The 20,004-nt window shown below is 67.0% G+C and carries 21 protein-coding genes, 1 tRNA gene and 1 riboswitch; of the genes, 12 read left to right on the plus strand and 10 right to left on the minus strand.

The window, feature by feature from the left end:
- The 3 genes from AC1RLU_RS13780 to AC1RLU_RS13790 all read right to left on the minus strand — a co-directional run.
- On the minus strand, positions 1 to 887 hold an 887-nt coding region (locus AC1RLU_RS13780), incomplete at its 3' end, for a hypothetical protein (RefSeq protein ID WP_492796230.1).
- A 277-nt stretch (positions 888 to 1,164) separates the two neighbouring features.
- Positions 1,165 to 1,899, minus strand: a complete 735-nt coding sequence (locus AC1RLU_RS13785; RefSeq protein WP_492796232.1) for a hypothetical protein — start codon at positions 1,897 to 1,899, stop codon at positions 1,165 to 1,167.
- A complete protein-coding gene (locus tag AC1RLU_RS13790; protein ID WP_492796233.1) occupies positions 1,896 to 2,936 on the minus strand; it encodes a DNA cytosine methyltransferase in 1,041 nt (346 codons plus the stop codon). The genes AC1RLU_RS13785 and AC1RLU_RS13790 overlap by 4 nt, the downstream gene beginning before the upstream one ends.
- 104 nt (positions 2,937 to 3,040) lie before the next feature.
- Between AC1RLU_RS13790 and AC1RLU_RS13795 the strand changes: the two genes are divergently transcribed.
- Positions 3,041 to 3,115, plus strand: a tRNA-Arg gene (locus AC1RLU_RS13795).
- Between the two features lie 321 nt (positions 3,116 to 3,436).
- Positions 3,437 to 4,294 (plus strand): LysM peptidoglycan-binding domain-containing protein, encoded by an 858-nt coding sequence (locus AC1RLU_RS13800; RefSeq protein WP_492796235.1) that lies wholly within the window; start codon positions 3,437 to 3,439, stop codon positions 4,292 to 4,294.
- Here AC1RLU_RS13800 and AC1RLU_RS13805 read toward each other — a convergent pair.
- Positions 4,260 to 4,400 carry a neutral zinc metallopeptidase gene (locus tag AC1RLU_RS13805; RefSeq protein WP_142112243.1) on the minus strand — a complete coding sequence of 47 codons (141 nt, stop codon included), beginning with the start codon at positions 4,398 to 4,400 and terminating at the stop codon, positions 4,260 to 4,262. The genes AC1RLU_RS13800 and AC1RLU_RS13805 overlap by 35 nt on opposite strands.
- Here AC1RLU_RS13805 and AC1RLU_RS13810 point away from each other — a divergent pair.
- The 5 genes from AC1RLU_RS13810 (at position 4,387) to AC1RLU_RS13830 (ending at position 8,305) form a co-directional block, all read left to right on the plus strand.
- Positions 4,387 to 4,572, plus strand: a complete 186-nt coding sequence (locus AC1RLU_RS13810) for a hypothetical protein (RefSeq protein WP_492796237.1) — start codon at positions 4,387 to 4,389, stop codon at positions 4,570 to 4,572. The genes AC1RLU_RS13805 and AC1RLU_RS13810 overlap by 14 nt on opposite strands.
- 457 nt (positions 4,573 to 5,029) lie before the next feature.
- Positions 5,030 to 5,287: a hypothetical protein gene (locus AC1RLU_RS13815; protein ID WP_492796239.1), complete on the plus strand. Its 258-nt coding sequence runs from the start codon at positions 5,030 to 5,032 to the stop codon at positions 5,285 to 5,287.
- A 153-nt stretch (positions 5,288 to 5,440) separates the two neighbouring features.
- A complete protein-coding gene (locus AC1RLU_RS13820) occupies positions 5,441 to 7,138 on the plus strand; it encodes an ArnT family glycosyltransferase (protein WP_492796240.1) in 1,698 nt (565 codons plus the stop codon).
- A 79-nt stretch (positions 7,139 to 7,217) separates the two neighbouring features.
- Positions 7,218 to 7,961, plus strand: a complete 744-nt coding sequence (locus AC1RLU_RS13825; RefSeq protein ID WP_492796242.1) for a glycosyltransferase family 2 protein — start codon at positions 7,218 to 7,220, stop codon at positions 7,959 to 7,961.
- A complete protein-coding gene (locus AC1RLU_RS13830; RefSeq protein WP_091856542.1) occupies positions 7,961 to 8,305 on the plus strand; it encodes a lipid-A-disaccharide synthase N-terminal domain-containing protein in 345 nt (114 codons plus the stop codon). The genes AC1RLU_RS13825 and AC1RLU_RS13830 overlap by 1 nt, the downstream gene beginning before the upstream one ends.
- 9 nt (positions 8,306 to 8,314) lie before the next feature.
- Here AC1RLU_RS13830 and AC1RLU_RS13835 read toward each other — a convergent pair whose 3' ends face one another.
- The 5 genes from AC1RLU_RS13835 to fliL all read right to left on the minus strand — a co-directional run bounded on the left by AC1RLU_RS13835 (position 8,315) and on the right by fliL (position 14,880).
- Positions 8,315 to 11,761 (minus strand): tetratricopeptide repeat protein, encoded by a 3,447-nt coding sequence (locus tag AC1RLU_RS13835; protein WP_492796244.1) that lies wholly within the window; start codon positions 11,759 to 11,761, stop codon positions 8,315 to 8,317.
- 96 nt (positions 11,762 to 11,857) lie between these two features.
- The gene (locus tag AC1RLU_RS13840) at positions 11,858 to 12,700 is read right to left on the minus strand and encodes a MotE family protein (RefSeq protein WP_492796246.1); all 843 of its coding nucleotides are present in this window, start codon (positions 12,698 to 12,700) and stop codon (positions 11,858 to 11,860) included.
- The gene (locus AC1RLU_RS13845) at positions 12,697 to 13,152 is read right to left on the minus strand and encodes a DUF6468 domain-containing protein (RefSeq protein WP_061966915.1); all 456 of its coding nucleotides are present in this window, start codon (positions 13,150 to 13,152) and stop codon (positions 12,697 to 12,699) included. The genes AC1RLU_RS13840 and AC1RLU_RS13845 overlap by 4 nt, the downstream gene beginning before the upstream one ends.
- 9 nt (positions 13,153 to 13,161) lie before the next feature.
- Positions 13,162 to 14,292 (minus strand): flagellar motor switch protein FliM, encoded by a 1,131-nt coding sequence (fliM, locus tag AC1RLU_RS13850; RefSeq protein WP_492796249.1) that lies wholly within the window; start codon positions 14,290 to 14,292, stop codon positions 13,162 to 13,164.
- Positions 14,293 to 14,328: 36 nt separating this feature from the next.
- On the minus strand, positions 14,329 to 14,880 hold the full coding sequence (fliL, locus tag AC1RLU_RS13855; RefSeq protein ID WP_244511940.1) for a flagellar basal body-associated protein FliL: 552 nt from the start codon (positions 14,878 to 14,880) through the stop codon (positions 14,329 to 14,331).
- 233 nt (positions 14,881 to 15,113) lie between these two features.
- Between fliL and flgF the strand changes: the two genes are divergently transcribed.
- From flgF to AC1RLU_RS13880, 5 genes are all read left to right on the plus strand, one after another.
- Positions 15,114 to 15,857, plus strand: a complete 744-nt coding sequence (gene flgF, locus AC1RLU_RS13860) for a flagellar basal-body rod protein FlgF (protein ID WP_492796252.1) — start codon at positions 15,114 to 15,116, stop codon at positions 15,855 to 15,857.
- Between the two features lie 15 nt (positions 15,858 to 15,872).
- Entirely contained in the window at positions 15,873 to 16,664 is a 792-nt protein-coding gene (flgG, locus tag AC1RLU_RS13865) for a flagellar basal-body rod protein FlgG (RefSeq protein ID WP_061966919.1), read from the plus strand.
- Positions 16,665 to 16,677: 13 nt separating this feature from the next.
- Complete coding sequence (gene flgA, locus AC1RLU_RS13870) at positions 16,678 to 17,724, plus strand: flagellar basal body P-ring formation chaperone FlgA (RefSeq protein ID WP_492796254.1); 1,047 nt, start codon at positions 16,678 to 16,680, stop codon at positions 17,722 to 17,724.
- A gap of 18 nt (positions 17,725 to 17,742) precedes the next feature.
- On the plus strand, positions 17,743 to 18,495 hold the full coding sequence (flgH, locus tag AC1RLU_RS13875) for a flagellar basal body L-ring protein FlgH (RefSeq protein WP_061966921.1): 753 nt from the start codon (positions 17,743 to 17,745) through the stop codon (positions 18,493 to 18,495).
- Positions 18,496 to 18,795: 300 nt separating this feature from the next.
- Positions 18,796 to 18,953, plus strand: a riboswitch (yybP-ykoY riboswitch).
- Positions 18,954 to 18,974: 21 nt separating this feature from the next.
- A complete protein-coding gene (locus tag AC1RLU_RS13880) occupies positions 18,975 to 19,541 on the plus strand; it encodes a manganese efflux pump MntP (RefSeq protein ID WP_492796256.1) in 567 nt (188 codons plus the stop codon).
- A gap of 15 nt (positions 19,542 to 19,556) precedes the next feature.
- Here AC1RLU_RS13880 and AC1RLU_RS13885 read toward each other — a convergent pair whose 3' ends face one another.
- A complete protein-coding gene (locus AC1RLU_RS13885) occupies positions 19,557 to 19,949 on the minus strand; it encodes a GFA family protein (RefSeq protein WP_492796257.1) in 393 nt (130 codons plus the stop codon).
- Positions 19,950 to 20,004 lie beyond the last annotated feature (55 nt).

Below are 20,004 nucleotides of genomic sequence, written 5' to 3' on the forward strand. Positions count from 1 at the left end.
TGCTCGACGAGCGGCACATCACCACCGTCCGGCGGGTCCATGAACTCGCTCGTTCCGATGGCCTCGGCTAGATCCACGTCCCCGCCCGCAGGCGAAGAGGCGGGCTTGGAGAGGGCTGCTGCGAACCTGACCAAATCGTCCGTCTCGTCGTGGCCGAGTTCTGACCATTGATTGAATGAATCGGCGATGGAGTTCCATGCGCGTTCGGCCGCCTCCCGCACATCCACGCTCGCAGGCGAGGAGGCGGGCTTGGCGAGGAAAACGGGCACGCATCCTTTCGCCGGGCTGTGCCGAAGCGATGCGATCTTGACCGCCCATGCGGTATCTTTCATGCGAGACAGCGCTTCCAGATCATCCACGCTTACCCACGCCACCGGCTCAGCCTCAGACACGGGCGTCGCGGCCGGGGAGAGGAATGAGCCCAGGCGGAATGCGAAATCGGCTTGTGCTTGGGCTTTGGCGTCGTCGAGGTTTGCGGCCTCGCGCCAGTCGTCGCTCTCGGACGGCCGCCATGTGACCTGCTGCCCCGTTCGCGCGATGATATAGCCGGTGAACCGCATGTCGGGGTCGGCATAGTGCATGTCGTGCTGATCGGCTCGCCATTCGAGCGCCTTCACCGCATCCACCTCGCCGCCCGCAGGGGCTGGGGCGGAGGCGCGACGGTTCCATGAAGCGGTTGCGTTGGCTTCCATGCCGTCGCCACAGAAAGGCTTCCCGACGCCGTAGCAGCCGTCAGCCGAGCAAACGATGCGGCGCCCATTCGGAGGATAGCCGCCCGGCTCCCACATCGGCATGCACTCGATCATCTTACCGGCGTTGCCGCAGAACGGGCACGGCAGCACCGCCTCATCGCGCGTGGGGGTGGTCTGGGGAGTGGGGTCGGTCATGGGCGGGTGTCCTTGTTGAAGGGATGGCTACCGAGCCACTCGCGGTAGGCGCCGACCGTGCAAACCCACTTCGGAGGCGTCCAAGCGAAGCGCCGCCGCTCTCCCTCGCGAGACCAAAACCAGTGGTCACGTTCGAGGATGAAAGAAGCCAGCGAGGCCGCTTCTGGCTGACGGCTGCCGAGCCATTGCTCAGCTTCCGAGAGACGATGCCGAAGGAACTCAGCCTCCTGAGCACCGCGTGCCAACTCAGGGGCAAGGATTGATGCGATCCAACGTCTCACGGCCGCTCCTCCCGGCTGCCAGAAACGAGGGCGGCGCGATCCTCCGCGAGAGCGCGTTCGACGGACTCCCGAAGCTGACGATCACGCTCCGTCTCGTTGCCGCCTTCGGTCTTGCCGTCACGAATCGTCTTGCGCATTTCGACAGACCGACCTTCGCGCGAAGGGAACGCGCTATTGAACTGGTCGGACAAGACGCGCCACGCCTCGTCATCGTCGGTAAACTCGCCTCGGAAGTGGCCTCGTAGGCAGTTGCCTAACTCGTACAGCGCGACCTCCGCCCCTTTCCGCAGTGAGGAGAGGTCGGACGAGGCAGGACCATTTGTGGCATCCGCGAGACCGGCAGGGCCGTTCTCCAGAGCCGATTGAGCGCGGCGGAAATGCCCGCAGGCTGTCACGCACTGATGATTGTCGTCCCAGTCGACTGGAATATCGCTGGCGACATCCGCCATCGGCCGAAGAGCGCCTTTCAGCCGGGCGTTCTCCAGGTCAAAGCGAGCCGCAAAACCGACAGCTTCAAGCCACTTCCGCTCGAATTTGTCTGCTTTTTCCCTCGCCTCCGACAAGGAGAGGGACTGAGCCTCCGCGCGGGATCTCCACTGATCGATCGTCAGCGGTTTGCGTTCGGGGCAGCACGACAGAAGGCGCGGATTTGCCGCGCGCTCTCGCGCCAGATCAACATCGGTCCATGCTGAGCCGCAGCCCTCGCACCGAACCTCAGAGTGATCGGTCATGCGGCCCTCCCTTCGACATCGAGGAAGGCACCGATCACTTCCGCCGCGACTTGCGGGACGATGGCATTGCCGTAGGCGCGCAGCTTTCCCACTCGGGCGGGAACCCCATGAGCCAGCAGACGAATGCCGGGTTCAACGCGCCGGGCTTTTCCGTCTGCTCCGGAGAGCCAGCCAGAGCGTGACCACGTATCGAAACCAGCCCCGCTGAATTGCCGGCCTCGTTCTGACCGTTCCGCGCTGGCGCGAGGCTGGTCGGCGTGGACTGGAGCGCTATCGTCATCGGCAGCGTCTTGCCCTTGGGGTTCGCCGCCCATCGCGCGTGAAACTCGGCTGACGCGCTCTCGCTGCGCCAATCGCGAGCCGACGGCGTCGGCCACATCGTGGCGCCGAATCTCACCGCCTCGGTCAGATAGAGCGGCACGCTGTTCTGGTTCGCGTTGCTCTTCCGAAAGGCCGCGCACTTCTCCAGCGTCGCGTCGGATCGATCGCGATTGACCGCCGTCGCTGTCGGCCACAAACCACAGTCGGTCTCTCCGATGGGGCGCATCGACGGCACAAGCCGGGACAACGGACGCCCCGCAGGCGTAGCCGATGGCTTCCAGGTCAGAATACACTCCGTCGAGCCAATCCTTTCCAACCGCTGCCGCAACCTGCTCTCCCATGACGACGGGAGGCTTGCAGGCTCGGATGAGACCGAAGAGGACGGGCCAGAGATGGCGCTCGTCTGTTTGGCCTTCCTGCTTGCCGGCGACACTGAAGGGCTGGCAGGGGCAGCTTCCGGTCCAGAGGGGCTTGTCGTCAGGCCACCCTGCAAGACGCGCAGCGTAGCTCCACCCGCCGATGCCGGCGCAGCGGAAAGCCGTCGCGGAATTGGAGCGGGGCGACGTGAACTGCTTCTGCTGGACGTTGCCGACGACGCGCTCGATCTCGTAGCCGATCGCATCGAGGGCTGCGCTCATCAGCGCCGGCACGCAGTGGTGCTGCCACGGCTGCCCGAACATTGCCTGACCAAGCTCAGGTGCGTACCGCTCACCCATGGCGAGGGGCCTGGGTGGGCAGAGAACGGGGCAGGGCGGCGTTCTGACACCTCGAAATTCCCCAACGATTGCAATGAGGGGGATTTACGCGAACATGTGAGAACGGCGCTTGAGAAAAGCCATTTTTCAGCGGCCTTCTAAGCTGCTGGTCGCTGGTTCGAATCCAGCCGGGCTCGCCATTTTATTCAGAAGTCCCAGATGCTTGCGCGTTCTGGCATCTGGGATTGCTACCGACATGCCAGGTCGGGGTAGCGCCGGGTAGCGCTCATCTGCTGGCTTCTTCGGACTGCTGATCCTCCCATTCGAAGACCGCGCCGGCTGACAGCGAGCGCGTCTCCGCCGCCGGCAGAGTCTCGCCGTGTCGTCAGTTTGAAGGATGCCCGACGCCGTTAGCGGTTCCTATCCTGTTTGGCGAGACGACACAGAACCACTGCCACCCGTGCATGTCGACATCCGGGTTTCGCAGAAGAGGATGTGCGGTTCGGGGAAGGCGAAAAGCGATGCTTCAAACGACCTTCATGCCGGCGATCCAAGGTTATCATTTCAGCAACAGCGACATAAAATGGGAGCTGCATCCCGGCGGGCCGCACGGAGAGAATCTGTGCGGCGGGATGGTCTACAGCGCGCTCGATCATCATTACGCCCGGAAACCCATCCCGAAGGATTCCGATCCTCCGCCGGTTCGTACGCCGCTCAACGCGCATATCTATTCGCGCCAGGTAAGCGCCCATGCGTACACGGTGCCCCGCCTGATGCGCAGCACGATCTTTTTCATGTTCCATCAGTTGTATGTCGACAGCGTCGCCAGCGAATACGATTTGATCCGTCGCTCGATCGCCGCCAACCGGCCGGTTCCTCTTTTCCTGATCAAGCTCGGCGCATTCACTGGCCACCATGTCTTGGTCAGCGCCTGCCAAAGCTCGCCATCGCCGGGCGGGCCGATCCTCAAGCTCTACGACCCCAATAACGAGAACACCACAACCTTCATCTACGCGCATCCGACAACGAAGCGCTTCACGATCAGCGCATTGAACGCAACCGACTATCAGATCCGCGGGTTCTTCGTGGACCGGAACTACAGCTTCAAGCCGCCGCCGGACTTCCCCAAGCCGGTGCCGCCTCCCGGCCCTGCGCCCACGCCGCCGCCAGGCCCGCGGCCGCCGCCCAGCCCGCCGCCTTTGCCAGGTCCGGTATCGAGGACGCACACGGTACAGCGAGGCGAAAACCTCAGTATGATCTCCCAGAAATATTATGGGACGCAGTCGAAATGGTCGGTGATCTACGCCGCAAACAGGGCGGTCATCGGCAACAATCCGAACCTCATCAAGCCGGGGCAGGTGCTGACGATCCCACCCTGATCGCGGCCTCGCCGCTGCAGTCCGCGCGGAGTCGCTTGACCTGATTCCGGAACGAGTCGCAGCTCTGCATCGATCCGGACTGGAAGCCGCTGGTGAACCATTTCATGCGCTGCGACGAGGAGCGCCGTTCGGCGCTCGCGTGCCAGCGGCTCGCCGCGACAATTCCGGTCGCTGGCGAGCATGGCCCGGGCAACTATCCCGGGATCGTGATCAACCTGTGTGCCTACCACCGGCGGCAAGGGACGCCGCCGCAGCCAAAGGACGACGCCGGCGGCTGAAGCCGCACCCCACCCCCATAGCGCGGGCCGTTGCCATAGCCTCGGTTGTACCCGCCGCGACCATAGCCATAGCCTCCACCGCCGCGGCCATAGCCGCCACCGCGGTAATGCCGCTGCCGGGCCGTGTTCTGCTGAATGATCATCAGACGTTCGCGTTTCGCAGCCGTCATCGAGAATTCGACGGGTGCGTCGTCGAGGCGCTGCGCGACACCAGAGGGTAAGGCTTCGCCTGCTTGAGCCGAGGCCACGATTGCAGCTAGGCCGATCCCCAGGAGGGCAGAGGTTACACCGCGATGCATGGCATTCTCCTTTTGCTTCAACGACTGAAGCACGCGGAAGCATAACGCAGGCTGAACGGAATTGTTCTCCTGCGTCGTCCAGTTCCCTCGCTTCCATCCGACGGAACAGGCGACCTTCACCCCGGTTATAGGAGCGGGGGCCGATGCGGAGTACAGCCATGTTGCGGTTCGTCGCCATCACCGCCCTCGCGGTGGCTCTTTCGTCCCCGGCCCTCGCGGAGCCCGGTTTCGTCAAGACGGTGAGCCTGGCCCCGCTCGGCTCCTCGTATGGGGTCGCTCCGAAGGCGGCGTGCGAACTGCCCGTCGATCTGTCGGCCCTTACAGCGCCGGTGGCGCCGGCAACGAGTCAGGCCATGACCTTGTCGCCGCGGATGATTCAGGCAATTCGAATCGGCGAAGACGCGTCCGACGATTGACGGCCTGCGTCGGCATTGCTGCCCCGCCGTGCTTGCCGACCCTTCCCTGGCAGCGTAAACCCGCGCGGCCTCGCCTTGATCGCGCCCGAAAGGCCCGCCATCGGGCGGGAATCGACTTTCAGGACAGGTGCGGCCGGGCGGCCGCGGGGATGGATGATGTTTTCGCTCACGCCAGCGATCGACCGGGTCAGGGATGCGGCCTCCGGCAGCCATCTGCGCGCCTGCATCTTCCTCTTGCTCCTGTCGCTCGCCGCCTTCCTGCCGGGCTTCAGCACGCTCCAGCCGCTCGATCGTGACGAACCGCGCTTCGCGCAGGCGAGCAAGCAGATGCTCGAAACCGGCGATTTCGTCGATATCCGCTTTCAGGACGAAGCCCGCCACAAGAAGCCGGTCGGGATCTACTGGCTGCAGAGCGCGGCGGTGCGGGCGGGCGAGGCCGTCGGCATCCCCGAGGCGCGCACGCAGATCTGGCTCTATCGCATTCCCTCGCTGATCGGCGCGACCGCAACGGTGCTGCTGACCTATTGGGCGCTGCTGGCCTTCCTTTCGCCGCCACTCGCCCTGCTCGGCGGCGCCTTGATGGCGGCTGCGGTACTGCTCGGCGTCGAGGCGCGGATCGCCAAGACGGATGCGCTGCTGGCGGCCTGCGCCGTCGCGACGATGGGCGCGCTGGCGCGGACCTGGCTCGACTGGACGCGCTCGCTCGCCTTCGTGCCGGACCGGCGCAACTGGCTGGTGTTCTGGGGCGCGACCGCGCTCGGCCTGCTGATCAAGGGGCCGATCGTGCCGATGGTCTGGGGCCTCGCCATTCTCGTTCTCAGCGCGAGCCAGCGTTCCTTCCGCTGGCTGAAGCCGCTGCGCTTCGGCCCTGGCCTGCTGCTTTGCCTCGTCGTCGCCTTGCCCTGGTTCGTCGCCATCATGGTCAAGACCGGCGGCAGCTTCTTCGCCGAGAGTGTCGGGCAGGACATGCTCGGCAAGGTCGCCGAGGGGCAGGAGAAGCATTGGGGGCCGCCCGGGCTCTACCTGCTGTTCTTCTTCGCGACCTATTGGCCGGCGGCAGCCTTCGCGGCGATGGCGGTGCCCTTCGCCTGGGTCAGGCGCAAGGAGCCACAGATCCTGTTCCTGATCGCCTGGATCGTGCCGTCCTGGCTGGTCTTCGAGGCGGTGCCGACCAAGCTGCCGCATTACGTGCTGCCGCTCTATCCGGCGATCACCGCGCTGCTGCTGCTGGCCGTGCTGAACGGGGGAATCGACCGCCATCGACGCGGCGCCGTGCTGACCGCCTGCCTCGTCGTGATCGTGCCGCTGGCGCTGATGGCGACGATCCTGTTCGGCAACTGGACGCTCGACCGGGCGGTGCCGTGGCTGGCATTGCCGTTCTTCGCGCTCGTCCTGCTCTGCGCCGGCAGCGTCGTCGCGGCCTTCCGGCGGCTCGATTTCGAAGGCGCGCTCTGGCGCTGCGTGCTCGCGAGCCTGCTGCTGACGATCGCGGTCTATCCCTTCGCCATCGAGAGCCTGCGCTCGCTGAAGCTGTCGCCGCGTCTGGCGGAGACGCTCAAGGCTGCCGGCTGCGCCGATCCGGCCGTGGTAACGCTGGGCTATCGCGAGCCGAGCCTCGTTTTCCTGACCGGCACGAAGCTCGCGATGGCTGCAAGCGGCGCGGACGCGGCGGCCTTCCTGAATCAGCCCGGCTGCCGCGTCGCCTTCGTCGAAAGCCGCTTCGCCGACGATTTCAAGGCGGCCCTGGCGAGCCAGCCGGCGAAGCCGCGGCTGGTGACCACGATCAACGGGTTCAACCTCAATGGGGGGCGCAGACTGGAGATCGCCGTGTTCGCCCGTTCGCCCGGTTGAGGCACCCTTGCTCTCGAAGCTCTTGCCCTATTCGCCGCGCTGACGCAGTTTGCGGGCCGTTTTTCCGGATGATGCCCCTTTGACCGAAACCTCTTCCCATCCGCTGCTCAGCGTCGTCGTGCCGGTGCGCAACGAAGTCGGCAACATCGCGCCGCTCGTCGCCGATATCGAGAAGGCCTGCGCGGCGATCGGCGCCTTCGAGGTCGTCTATGTCAATGACGGCTCGACCGACGGGACGGCTGCGGCGCTGGCCGAGCTCGCCGCGACGCGGCCCTGGCTGCGCGTCGTCACCCATGCCCAGTCCTGCGGCCAGAGCGCGGCGGTGCGCAGCGGCGTGCGCCATGCCCGCTCGGCGATCGTCGCGACGCTCGATGGCGACGGCCAGAACGACCCGGCCTTCCTGCCGGAGATGGTCGAGGCCTTGCAGAAGGCCGGCCTCCAGGCCGGGATGGTGCAGGGGCAGCGCGTCGGGCGCAAGGATACCGGCTTCAAGCGCTGGCAGTCGAAGGTCGCCAACGGCGTGCGCGTGCGGGTGCTGAAGGACGATACGCGCGACACCGGCTGCGGGCTGAAATGCTTCCGGCGCGAGGCCTATCTCGCCTTGCCGTATTTCGATGCGCTGCACCGCTTCATGCCGGCGCTGATGGCACGCGAGGGGCACAAGGTCCTGCATGTCGACGTGCGGGACCGGCCGCGGCTGACCGGCGTCTCGAATTACGGTTTCTTCGACCGGCTCTGGGTCGGAATCCTCGACCTGGCCGGCGTGTGGTGGCTGATCCGCCGGCGCAAGCGCGTGCCGCAGATCGTCTCGGAGACGATGTGATGCTGATTGATCTGCAGCAGACCATCGGCCGCTATTTCCACGATGTGTTCGTCAACAATGTCGACTGGTGGGTCCTGCTCGGCGTGGTCGCGCAGGGGCTCTTCACCATGCGCTTCGTGGTGCAGTGGTGGGCGAGCGAGAAGGCCCAGCGCTCGGTCGTGCCGATGACCTTCTGGTGGTTCTCGATCGGCGGCGGCCTGCTGCTGCTGATGTATGCGCTCTATCGGCGCGACCCCGTCTTCATCCTCGGCCAGGGCTTCGGCGTCTTCGTCTATATCCGCAACCTGCAATTCGTCCTGCGCGCCCGGGCGCGCGGCGAGGACACGAATTCCGGGCCGGGTTAGGCGGCCGCCTCAGCTCCGCGACGGTGCCGCCGGCTCGGCCGCCGCGCCGTCGGCGGGCGAGGGCAGCTTGTCGGCTGCGGGCGGCTGTGGCTTGCGCATCGCGGCGGAGTAGGCCGGGTAGCGCTCGCGATAGGCCTTCAAGAATTCCGAAAGCGTGTCGGCATTGGCGGTGGCGCGCGCCATCTCGCGGATGTCGGAGGCGCGCGTCCGGTCGGCCCCGGTGACGAAGGCGAAGGTCCTTGCATCGGCGCCGCGGGCCATCTTCGGGGCGAACTTGCTGCGAAGCCGGTCGAGCGACAGGCTCTCGCTCGCCATCACATAGGAGACGCCGGCCCGCATCACGTCGGCGCGCTCGCCGTCGCCGAGCGCGTCGCCGCCGCGCCAGCTTTCGTCGAGCAGGCGCTCATAAGCCTCGCCCGCCTCGCGCCAGCGGCGCCCGGTCCAGTAGATGTCGGCGCGCAGCCTGTCGATCTCGGGGCCGCGCTCGGCTTCCAGCATCTCGAGCGCCTGGTCGGTGCGCGAGAGATCGGAGAGCGCCTTGGCCTCAAGCAGCAGGCGCGCGCGCTTGACGTCGGCGGGCAGTTCGACGAGCCGGGTGGTGTTGAGCGCGCGGATCGCATCGGCCGGCTTGCCGTTCATCAGGTCGATCATGGCAAGCCGGGCCGCGACCGTGGAACGCGCCGCGCCGGTGAGACGCCGGTCCATCTGGTACTTCAGGATCTCCGAGGCCTGGTCGAGCAGGTCGAGCTCGACGAGGCGATCGGCGAGCAGGCGGGTGATCTCGTCGCCGCGCCGGCCGATCGGCAGGAATTCCTTGAAATCGTAGAACAGGGCGAGCGCCTCGATGCGCGGCAGCTTGCCGAGCCCGCTGCCGCTGAACAATTCGGCGAAGCGCTGGGCGGTCTCATCATGCATGCGCCGCGTCAGCGGATCATCGGTGAAGTTCTCGTTGGCGCGGCGCGCGACCATGAAGGCGTCGCGCCAGCGCTGCTGGTCGGCATAGAGCCGGCCGAGCTCGGCCAGGGCCTCGATCTCCAGCCGGCCGCCGCGCCAGATGACGGAGACCGTCTCCAGCCGGGCGATGGCTTCCTCGGGCTTGATGTCGGTGCGCTTCTCGGTGTCCGCGAGCTTGACCGCGCGCAATTGCGCTTCCGCCGCGATCGGGCGGCTCTTCGCCTCGAAGAGCGGCTTGTAGCCGTTCATCGCCGCTTCCGGGCGGCCGCCGACATCGTCGAGCCGCGCCTGCAGCAGGGCGAGATGCTCCTGGTCGAAGCTGCCGCGCGGCATGTCGGCCAGCGCCTGGATCTGACGCTCGGCGACGCCGATATCCTGCTGGGTCAGAGCAGCGCGGGCCATCGCCTCGCGGAACTCGCCCTGGAGGTCGGCCGGGTAGTGGTCGAGCACGGCTTCGGCGCGGCGGAAGCCGACCAGGGCCTGGGCGTTGCGGTTCAGGCGCTGCTCGATCAGCGCCCGCCAAAGTCCCGTCTCGGCATCGTCTTTGATCGGGCCGGCGTCGAAGGCGGCCAATGCCTGCTGGTCCCGGTGCATCCCGGCTGCGATGACGCCCTTGAGGAAGAGCGCCTCGCGGTTGCCGCGCATGGAGGCATCGTCGGCCAGGAGGGTATTCAGCGGGCCGGCAGCCTCGGGCATCAGGCCGTTGGCGGCATAGAAGCGGGCGAGCGCCAGCCGGGCTTCGGATTTGCGGCTGCGCGAGGCATCGGTGACGTCGAGCAGCAGCGCACGGGCGCGGTCGCGCGGGTTGCCGATGCGCAGCTTGGTCCAGGCATCGCCGTCGAGCAGCGGCGCGGCGTCCTGTTTCCCAGCCGTCTCCTCGGCCTTCCCGCTGGGCTCGCCGATATCGAGGGAGACGTTGAGCCCGCCATTGCGGCCGACCCGGACCTGCTCGGTGCCGGCGCGGACGGCGACATCATCGGCATGCGGCTGGATCGCCAATCCCTGCGCGGTCTGAAGCAGGCCGAATTCGACGAACTGATAGGGTTTGGGTGTCAGCCTTGTCGGGCCTGTCGCGGTGGCGACGGCGACGGGCAGGCCGGCCGGGCCCGATTCGAGCCAGTGAATGCCGGTCAGGCCGGCGAGCGGCACGGCGACGATGGTCTGGCCGCGATCGTCCATGCTGCGCTGCGGCTCGACCGGAGCGGCGGGTCGGCCCGCATCCTCGCCGAGGTCGAGCGACCAGGCCGGGCCGTTGTCGAAGACGCGGGCCAGCGGCTGGCCGGCAAGCTTGAGCCTGACCAGCGTGACCTTGCCCTCGCGGGTCACCGTGCTGTCTTCGATCAGCTTGGGCATCAGCCCGGCGAGCTTGGCGGGGTCGATGGTGTCGCGGGTGTCGAAGACCAGCGTCATCACGCCGGCATCGAGGAAGGCCGCCGCGCCGGTCGGCCGGGTGAAGCGGAAGTCGAGGCGCTTGCCCTCGACCGTGATCGCGACCGGGCCCGGCGGCACCTCGGGAGCGGCAGGAGTTGCGACGGCGACTTGGGTGACTGGCTCCGTCGGCTTGACCATGGGCGCGGTTGCCGCGGGCTTGGCGGGGGGCTCCGCTGCTGCCGGCGTTGTGCCCGGGGCCGGGGCCGGTTGGGGAGACGGCTTGCTCAGATCGGCGAGCGACAGCGCTTCCTGCTTTACCGGCCGGAGCAGGTCGACCACCAGCCCGGTCTCGTCGCTGAAGCTGCGGGCCTGCCAGTCCTTGGGCAGGGTCAGGGCCAGGCTCAGCGCCTCCTTGCCGGCATCCAGTCCGGCGAAGCCGATATCGGCCGGCAGGGCGCTGCGGATGGCACCGGCCTCGACATTCATCGGCCGGTCGAAGACCAGCTTCAGCGTTCCATCCGACAGGTCGCTGGTGAGCTTCGTCTCGGCCGGGGTCTTGAAGATCAGGCGCTCCAGCGTCGGGAGGCTCGCCACGCGCATCGTCAGCACCGCCGGAGGCGCGACCGGCTGGCGTGCGGCTTCCCTGGCGCGGGCCTCGGCGAGGCGCAGGCGCTCGGTGAGCTCGGCAATGGCTTCCGGCGGCGGGCCGGGCAAGACGCCGGTCCAGGTCTGCGGCAGCAGATCGATGAAGGCCTTGTCGCCCGCCTCGATCAGATTGGCCTTATAGGCTTGCGTCAGCGCGAAGCGCATGCCGCGCCCGTCGGGGTCGACGCGGGCAATGGAGATGTAATTGGGCAATTCGCGGGCGATGCGTGCGGCATCGACCTGGACCTGGCCGCCGAAGGCGACGATCAGCACGCCGCTGGAGACGCGGATGCGGGTCTGGATCGGCTCGTCGAAGGTGAGAGACAGGCGGCCGAAGCCCGCCGGCATGGCTTCGCCGCGCAGTTTCGCGCCGGCCGCAAGGGCACGCGTATCCAGGCCGGCGGCGAGCGCGAGAGCGGCCAGCCCGATACCGAAGGCGAGGGAGCGCGACAGACGCAAACCGTGATACTCGACCCAACGCGACACTGGGCCTCACCACGCCCTGAGATGTGGCAGCCCTCCGGCACGCTAGCGCGTCAACCATAATGGCGTCTTAACGGAACGGGCGCGGACAGGCCGTTTTCAGCGCTGCGGCGCAGGCGTGATCGCCGGGAGTTCGTTGCCGGGCAGGGGGGCTTCGTTCGCCACGCGCTCGATGCCGGCGCCGCGCGCGCCCGTCGCGAGCGCGACGGTCAGCTTCTCGGCGCGGTCGGGCGACATCGCCGCCATCACCTCCGACATCTTGCGCGGGTTCATCTGCTGGACCACCGGTACGAGCACGTCGAGGCCGAGGCGGTCGAAGACGCGCGCGGCGTCCTTCGGCTTCATCGCCTCGTACATGATGACAAGGTTTTTGATCGCCTTGGCTTCCTCGACGGCGGGCTTGCCGGCCGGGCCGCCGGCCTTCTCTTCGAGGACCTTGAGGTCGCCGACGCGTCCGTCGAGCTTCTTCTCGGCGGAGTTCAGCAGGCGCTCGCGCATCTCGAGCTCGCGCATCCGGCCTTCCAGCTCCTCGCGCCGTTCGCCGAGGCGCTCCAGGAGAGCCTTCTCGGCCGGCGATACCGGCTGGACCGAGCCGTTCATGATGCTGGCCTTGTTGTTGGGATTGGCGGCGCGTGCGGCTTCGGCCTTGGCCTCGGCTTCCTTCTTCTCCTGCTCCTTCTTCGAATCGGGAGCAGGCACGGAGCCGGTCGTCTCGGGATCGAAGACGTCGGGCGCATGGGCCCGCGCGATGATCTTGGCGAGACCCCAGATCTTGGGATCGTTCATGGCCCCGTCCTTGACCGTGGGGGCTTGTGCCATGAGCGGCAGATCGGCCGGAATGTGGCCGGGGGCGGGCTCCGCCGTCCAGGCAAGCAGCTTCAGCGCCAGGAGACCCATGGCGCCGAGAATCACTGCCGGCAGGAGGCGGGGCCGTTCGATCACGCAGCCTGTTCCTCGAGGCGGCGGGCGGCGCGGGCGCGGATGGCGGCGGCGGACTGGGCCGCGCTCTCAAGGCGGGAGACCGGTGCGGGAGCGGCGGGCGCCTCGACCGGAACCTCCTTGGCGCCGACGAGGGTCGCGGCGCTGACGATCTGGCCGATGCGCTCCATCACCGCCTGGCCGGCTTCGACCTGGGCGGCGAGATCGGCGGCGTAGCGCTCGGCCGTGCGCAGGCGCTCTTCCAGCGTCCGGTCGCAATCGCCCAGCGTCGACTTGAGGCCGGCGATGGCGCGCTCGGCATTGTCCGTCGCGGTGATCAGTGCGCCGACGGTCTGGCGCATGCCGGCCTCGTCCGCCTTCAGGCGCTCGATGCGCCTGGTCAGGATGAAGCAGGTGACGATGGTGGCGACGAGGAGGCTGGCGACAAGCACGTCGGCGATGAGATTGATCGTCATGTGTCCTCTTCAGGTCGTGGCGCCGAGATGGCTGGCGAGACTGTCGAAAGCGGCGATGGTGGTCTTGGAGCGGCGCAAGGGGCTGACGACCTGGACGGCGATCTTGCCGTCGACCCGGCCGATCCGGCCTTCGGTGACGATGAAATCGCCGCAGCGCAGCGAGACGGTGGCATCTGGGCGGGCGTCGAACATCAGGGTATCGCCGATTTCGAGCTTCATGACGCGCTTGAGCGGCATCCGGGTCTCGTGCAGCACGCAGGTGACGTCGACATCGGCCTGCCAGACCTCGGTCGCGAGATGGTTCTCCCAGGTCGGATCGCGGCCCAGCTTCTCGCCCATGAAGCTTTCGAGCAGCAATTCGCGGATCGGCTCGATCGTGGCGTAGGGCAGGACGATGTGCAGCGCGCCGCCGCGGCCTTCCATGTCGAACTTGAGCTCGACGCGGATCGCGGCATTGGCCGGGCGGGAGATCGAGACGAAGCGCGGATTGGATTCGACGCGGTCGACGTTGAAGCGCACCGGCGAGAGCGGCTTGAAGGCGGCCTCGGCATCGCCCAGCACCAGTTCGATGACGCGACGGATCATGCGGATTTCGATCGAGGTGAAGGGGCGGCCGTCGATGCGCGGTGCCGGCTGGCCGCGCTTGCCGCCGAACATCGCGTCGAGGACCGAGTAGATCAGCGACGACTCGATGGTGATCAGGCCGAAATTGTCCCATTCCTCGGCCTTGAACACCGAGAGCAGCGCCGGTTGCGAGATCGAGTTGACATAGTCGCCGAAGCGCACCGAGCGGATGCTTTCCAGCGTGACCTCGACATTGTCCGTGAAGAAGTTGCGCAGGCTGGTCGAGAGCAGGCGCACCAGACGCTCGAAGATGATCTCGAGCATCGGCAGGCGCTCATAGGCGACCGAGCCGGAATCGACGATCGCCTGGATGCCGTTGCGGCCGTCCTTCTCGTCGCCACTGGAGAAACCGAGCATCGTGTCGATTTCGTCCTGCGACATCAGGCGGTCCGTACCGCCTTCCTGTTCGCCGTCGTCCTCCACCATGTCGGGCATGGCGGTCCAGCCGGCCGCCATCCCTTCCGGGGTCAGCGGCTCGTCGCTCGGTACGGAGGTGTCGCGTTCGGTGCTCATCATTCCGCCGTCATCTCGGTGCGGTCAGCCGGTTGCGGCTCACTGGACCAGCAGTTCCTTGAACAGCACGGCGTCGACCTTGGCCGGATAGACGGTCAGGTTGACGCGACGCAGAAGCTCTTCCTTGAGGCGGTACATGCCGGCTGAGCCTTCGAGATCGGACGGACGCAATTCGCGCATGAAGACCTGGAAGGCGTCCTCGACGCGCGGCAGCAGCGGCTTGACCTGGTCGGCCGCCTTCGCATCGGCGATCTCCAGCACGACCTTGATCTTCATGATCGGCTGGCGGTCCTGCTGACCGCCATTGGACATGCCGATCATCATGTCCTTCATGTCCAGGAAGGCGATGGGATTCTTGGCCTTCGCCGCGGCTTCGGCGGCTGCGATCTGTTCGGGCGAGGGCTTCTTCAGGAAGAACCAGCCGCCACCGCCGGCCGCCGCCAGCAGCACGACGCCGATGATCATGAAGAGCTTCTTCCTGCTCTTCGGCGCCTCATCACCGGAGGCGCCTTCCTCTTCCGTCTTGGCTTTCTTCGCCATCTCGTCACGCGCCCCGGCAGCCGGGCCGCGTTCTGCCGCCCGTTCGGTCACCTTCATCCGTTACGGTTAACGCGTCGTTAAGGGCGGCAGAATTTGCCGGGCTGTTCTTGCCGCTTCAGCAGCATGTGCCGGGCCGTGACGGGAGGTGTCATCCGCTCTGTATTCAATGATATCAATATCTTGCCTGGATTAACCATGTTGGCACGCCGCTTGCCGGTACTGGGCCGTGGCGACTGCGCTGGGGAGCGTCGAGGTTGCCGCGGGACATGATCGGGAGATAAGCCGTGGAGAACGCGCTTCTCATCGGCCTGTCGCGTCAGGTGGCTCTGGCGCGCGAGCTGGACGTCATCGCCAACAACGTGGCGAATGTCGGCACCAATGGATTCAAGGCGCGCAGCGCGCGCTTCACCGAATTCCTCATGCCTGTCGCGAAGGCCGATGCCTTCAAGCCGGCCGACCGGCCGCTGTCCTATGTCATCGACAAGGGCACGCCGCTCGACCTGTCGCAGGGCATGGTGGAGCTCACCGGCAATCCGCTCGACGTCGCTCTGAAGGGCGACAACTATCTTGTCGTGCAGACGCCGAACGGCGAACGCTATACCCGCGCCGGCTCCCTGAGCCTCGACCGGCAGGGCCGGCTCGTCACCCAGACCGGCCTGCCGGTGATGGGCGAGGCCGGGCCGATCGTCTTCGGCTCCAGCGAACATTCCATGCGCATCGCCGCCGACGGCACCGTCAGCAGCGACCAGGGCACGCGCGGCAAGCTGCGGCAGGTGCGCTTCGCCGATCCGGCGGCGCTGGCGAGCGAAGGCACCAACCTGTTCTCCTCGGCCACGCCGCCGCAGGCGGCCGGCGTCGAGGCGCGGCTGGAGCCGGGTGCGATCGAGCGCTCCAACGTCAAGGCCGTGGTCGAATTGACCCGCCTGATGGAGGTGCAGCGCAACTACCAGAACGTCGCCAACATGATGAGCAAATCCGATGAGCTGCGCAGCCGGGCGATCTCGCGCCTGGCGGACCAGCAGGCCTGATAGGGAGCGAGCACCATGCGCGCCATGCAGACAGCCGCGACCGGCATGATGGCCCAGGAGATGAACGTCCAGGTCATCTCCAACAACATCGCCAACGTCCGGACCACCGGCTACAAGCGCCAGCAGGTTCATTTCCAGGACCTGCTCTACGAGAATTTCCGGCGCGCCGGCTCGGCCACCTCCGACCAGAACACCCAAGCTCCGGCCGGCACCTTCATCGGTTCCGGCGTCAAGACGGTCTCGACCGGCCGCGTCATGACGCAGGGCAATATCAGCCCGACGGAGAAGCCCTACGACGTCGCCATCCGCGGCGAGGGCTTCTTCCGCATCCGCATGCCCGATGGCCGCACCACCTATAGCCGCGACGGTTCCTTCGATCTCGACGCGCAGGGCCAGCTCGTCACCCGCGACGGCTACCAGGTCGAGCCCGGCATCACCGTGCCGAACAACGCCTCCAGCGTCAGCATCAACGCGCAGGGCATTGTGGAGGCGATGGTGCCGGGGCAGACTGCCCCGCAGCAGCTCGGCCAGATCCAGCTGGTGCGCTTCGTCAACAAGGTCGGCCTCGAGTCGATCGGCGACAATCTCTATATCGAGACCGCGGCCTCGGGCCAGCCGATCGACGGCTTCGGCGGCGGCGAGGGCTTCGGCACGCTGCAGCAGAACTACCTCGAGGAAGGCAACGTTCAGGCGGTCACCGAGCTATCCTCGCTGATCGCCGCGCAGCGCGCCTACGAGATGAATTCCAAGGTCATCACCGCCGCCGACCAGATGATGTCGGCGACGACGCAGATGTTCCGCGGCTAAGGGAGCGCGCATCATGATCCGCCTCTCCCTGATCGCCCTGGCTCTCTCCGGCAGCGCCGCTCTGGCCGCGCCGCAGCAGGCTCAGCCCGCCCCGGTCGCGGTCGCCTCCGCCGTTGCGGCTCCTGCGGTCGCAGCGCTGCCGTCCAGGCTGCAATTGCGCTCCGAGATCAATCTCGGGCGCGATCTCGTCACTTTCGGCGATCTCATTCCCGGCCTCTCCGGCGAGGCTGCTGCGACGGCGGCCTTCCGGGCGCCGGCGCTGGGCGAGACCGGCACGATCCAGGTCGCCCGCATCGTCGAGGCCGCCCGCGCGGCCGGCATCGTTCACGATGCCGGCGAGTTCCGGAGCCAGGGTTTTGCGCAGGTGGTGGTGACGCGCTCGGCTCGTCGCATCACCGCTATGGACCTCGAAGCCGCCGTGAAGACCGGACTGCAGGAGCGCTTCGGCGTCGATGCCCGCATCTTCGCCCTGGCGATCGATGGCGGGGCACCGAGCATCGCCGTCGAGCCCGAGCTGACGGGCGACGTCGCCGTGGTCGAGCTCTCCTTCGATGCCCGCTCGCGACGCCTGCAGGCCCGGCTCGCGGTGCCCGGCAGCACGGCGATGCGGCTGAAGCCGCTGCGCATCTCCGGCCAGCTCGTCGAGACCATGGAAGTCGTGGTGCCCAGGCGCTTGATCGCCCGTGGCGAGACGCTCGGCAAGGACGATGTCGTCATCGAGCGCCGCCAGCGCGAGGGGCAGGGCGGCGAGGTCATCGGCGATATCCGCGCTGCCATCGACAAGGTCGCACGCCGCGCCCTGCTCGCCGGCGTGCCGCTGCGCGCAAGCGACGTCCAGCGCGAGGAGATCGTCGGCAAGGGCGATCTCGTCACCATCGTCTACGAGACGCCGGGCCTGCTGCTTACCCTGCGCGGCCGGGCCAACGAGGCCGGCGCGATGGGCGATGTCATCTCCATCACCAATCCCCAGTCCAAGCGCGTGCTGCAGGGCAAGGTGAGCGGTCCCGGGCGGGTTTCCGTCCAGCCTTCCGCCGCCGGCCGCGTCGCCAGCGCTCAGTAAAGTTCCGTGGAAACCGCCATGTCCGCCAACCGCTTCGCCAAGTTCACCGGGCTCCTGCTGCTGACCGCCTCGCTCGGCGCCTGCGGCATCGGCGACCGCCTCGCCAATGTCGGCCAGGCGCCGACGCTGTCGCCGGTCGAGGACCCGACCGCCGCCAAGGGCTACAAGCCGGTGCAGATGCCGATGCCGGAGGTGTCGCACGCCTCCTATGCGCCGAACTCGCTCTGGCGCACCGGCTCGCGCGCCTTCTTCAAGGATCAGCGCGCCCGCAGGGTCGGCGACCTCGTCACCGTCAAGGTCAAGGTCACCGACAAGGCCCAGCTCAACAACACGACCAAGCGCAGCCGCAAGAACGGCGAGGATCTCGGCGCCGAGAACGCCTTCGGCTTCGAGAACAAGCTCGATGCCTTCCTGCCCAACGGCGCCAAGGCCTCCTCCCTGCTCAAGCTGGAATCCGACGGTTCCAGCGAGGGCGCGGGCTCGGTCAACCGCTCCGAGACGCTGGCGACCAATGTCGCGGCGGTCGTCACCCAGAACCTGCCCAATGGCAACCTGGTGATCGAGGGCAAGCAGGAGATCCGCGTCAATTTCGAGGTGCGCGAACTGATCGTCGCCGGCGTGATCCGGCCGGAGGACATCGAGTCCGACAACACCATCGATTCAACCAAGATTGCCCAGGCCCGCATCGCCTATGGCGGCCGCGGCCAGATCACCGATGTCCAGCAGCCGCGCTACGGCCAGCAGGTGATGGATATCCTGCTGCCCTTCTGATCTTTCGACCCTTCCCACCGAAATCCCGGACGGCGCGGAACGCTCCCCCTTGTCTCCGCGCCGGCCGGTCGGCGGTCTCTCCCGAGCCGCCACCCTCCCGGCTGCCTGCCACGCTCCCCAAGCTTTACAAAGGTCGGCGGCCAGAAGCCCCGCGTCCTCCCGACGCGGGGCTTTCCTTTCCTCGGTCGAAAAGGCGATGCGCCGGCCCGACGCAGCCTTGAGATGCCTTATTGCAAGTGCTTCTTATTGATAAATTATTGAAATAATTGCGTTATTGACTTCTTGAGGACAGGAGATTACATGCCTGCCATCGGGGAGTAGCGGCGTCCTTGTCGGAGCGCGGTCGCATCAACAGGCTCGCGGCGAGGACCGCGTGGTGCGATCAGCCGGAGCGTTCCGGCCAAGCGAGACCGTGACGGCGGCCATGCGGGCATGGTTTCGATATCCGTCCGATCCTCAAGCCCGCGCAAGAGATCGTCATGTCACCCGTTTCCGTTGCCGTGCTCGCCGTGGGCATGTCCGTCGACGCCTTCCTGGCATCTATTGGCCGGGGCGCCGCTTCCACGCGCCCGCGTTTTCTCGATGCACTTCGGACCGGTGCCGTCTTCGGCATCGTCGAGGCGATCACTCCGCTTATTGGCTGGGCGGCCGGTTTCGCCGCCAGCCAGTATGTCGCTGCCGTCGATCACTGGATCGCCTTCACCCTGCTCGGGATCGTCGGCGGGCGGATGATCCTGCACTCTCTGAAACCGGCCGAGGAACGCGCGGAGGCCGGGCAGGGCCATTCGCCCTGGGCCTTGATGGCGACCGCGATCGGCACCAGCATCGATGCGATGGCGGTCGGCGTCTCGCTTGCGTTCCTGGACGTGAATATCGTCGTCGTCGCGCTCGCGATCGGATTCGCCACCTTCCTGATGTCAACAGGTGGCATGATGGCGGGCAATCTGATCGGCGCCAAATTCGGACGGTGGGCCGAGCGCATCGGGGGGGTGGCTCTGGTCGGCTTGGGGTGTTCGATCCTGTTCAGCCACTTGACGGGTGCATGAGGCCGCCTCTGAGGTTTATTCCTCGAAACGTCTCGCCGAATCCCGGTCGCGCTCGTAACGCTTGCTTGTCGGGAAGGGCGGCAGCCAGGCTTCGCGGCGGATGGTCCAGAGCTCGTAGGTCGGCATCAGCTGGTCCGGGGCGTCGAGCGATCCGAGGTTCACCTCGGTCTCGTCGCCGGAGCGCCCGAAGACCGGTGAGCCGCAGCGCGGGCAGAAGAACCGCCCGTCATAGTCGCGCGCTTCGCCCTCGATCGCCACCGCCTCCTGGGGGAAGATCGCGGAGGCGTGAAAAAGGGCGCCGTGATGCTTGCGGCAGTCGAGGCAGTGGCAAATGCCGACCCGGTAAGGGCGCCCCGACGCCACGATCCGCAGATTGCCGCACCGGCATCCGCCTGTGAAACGGTCCATGCTGCGCGTCCTCCTCGATTGGCGGTTGTCGCCGCGAGGTTAGGGCAGGCCGCTT

Source organism: Allobosea sp. GW822-FHT05A11 (assembly GCF_058800455.1).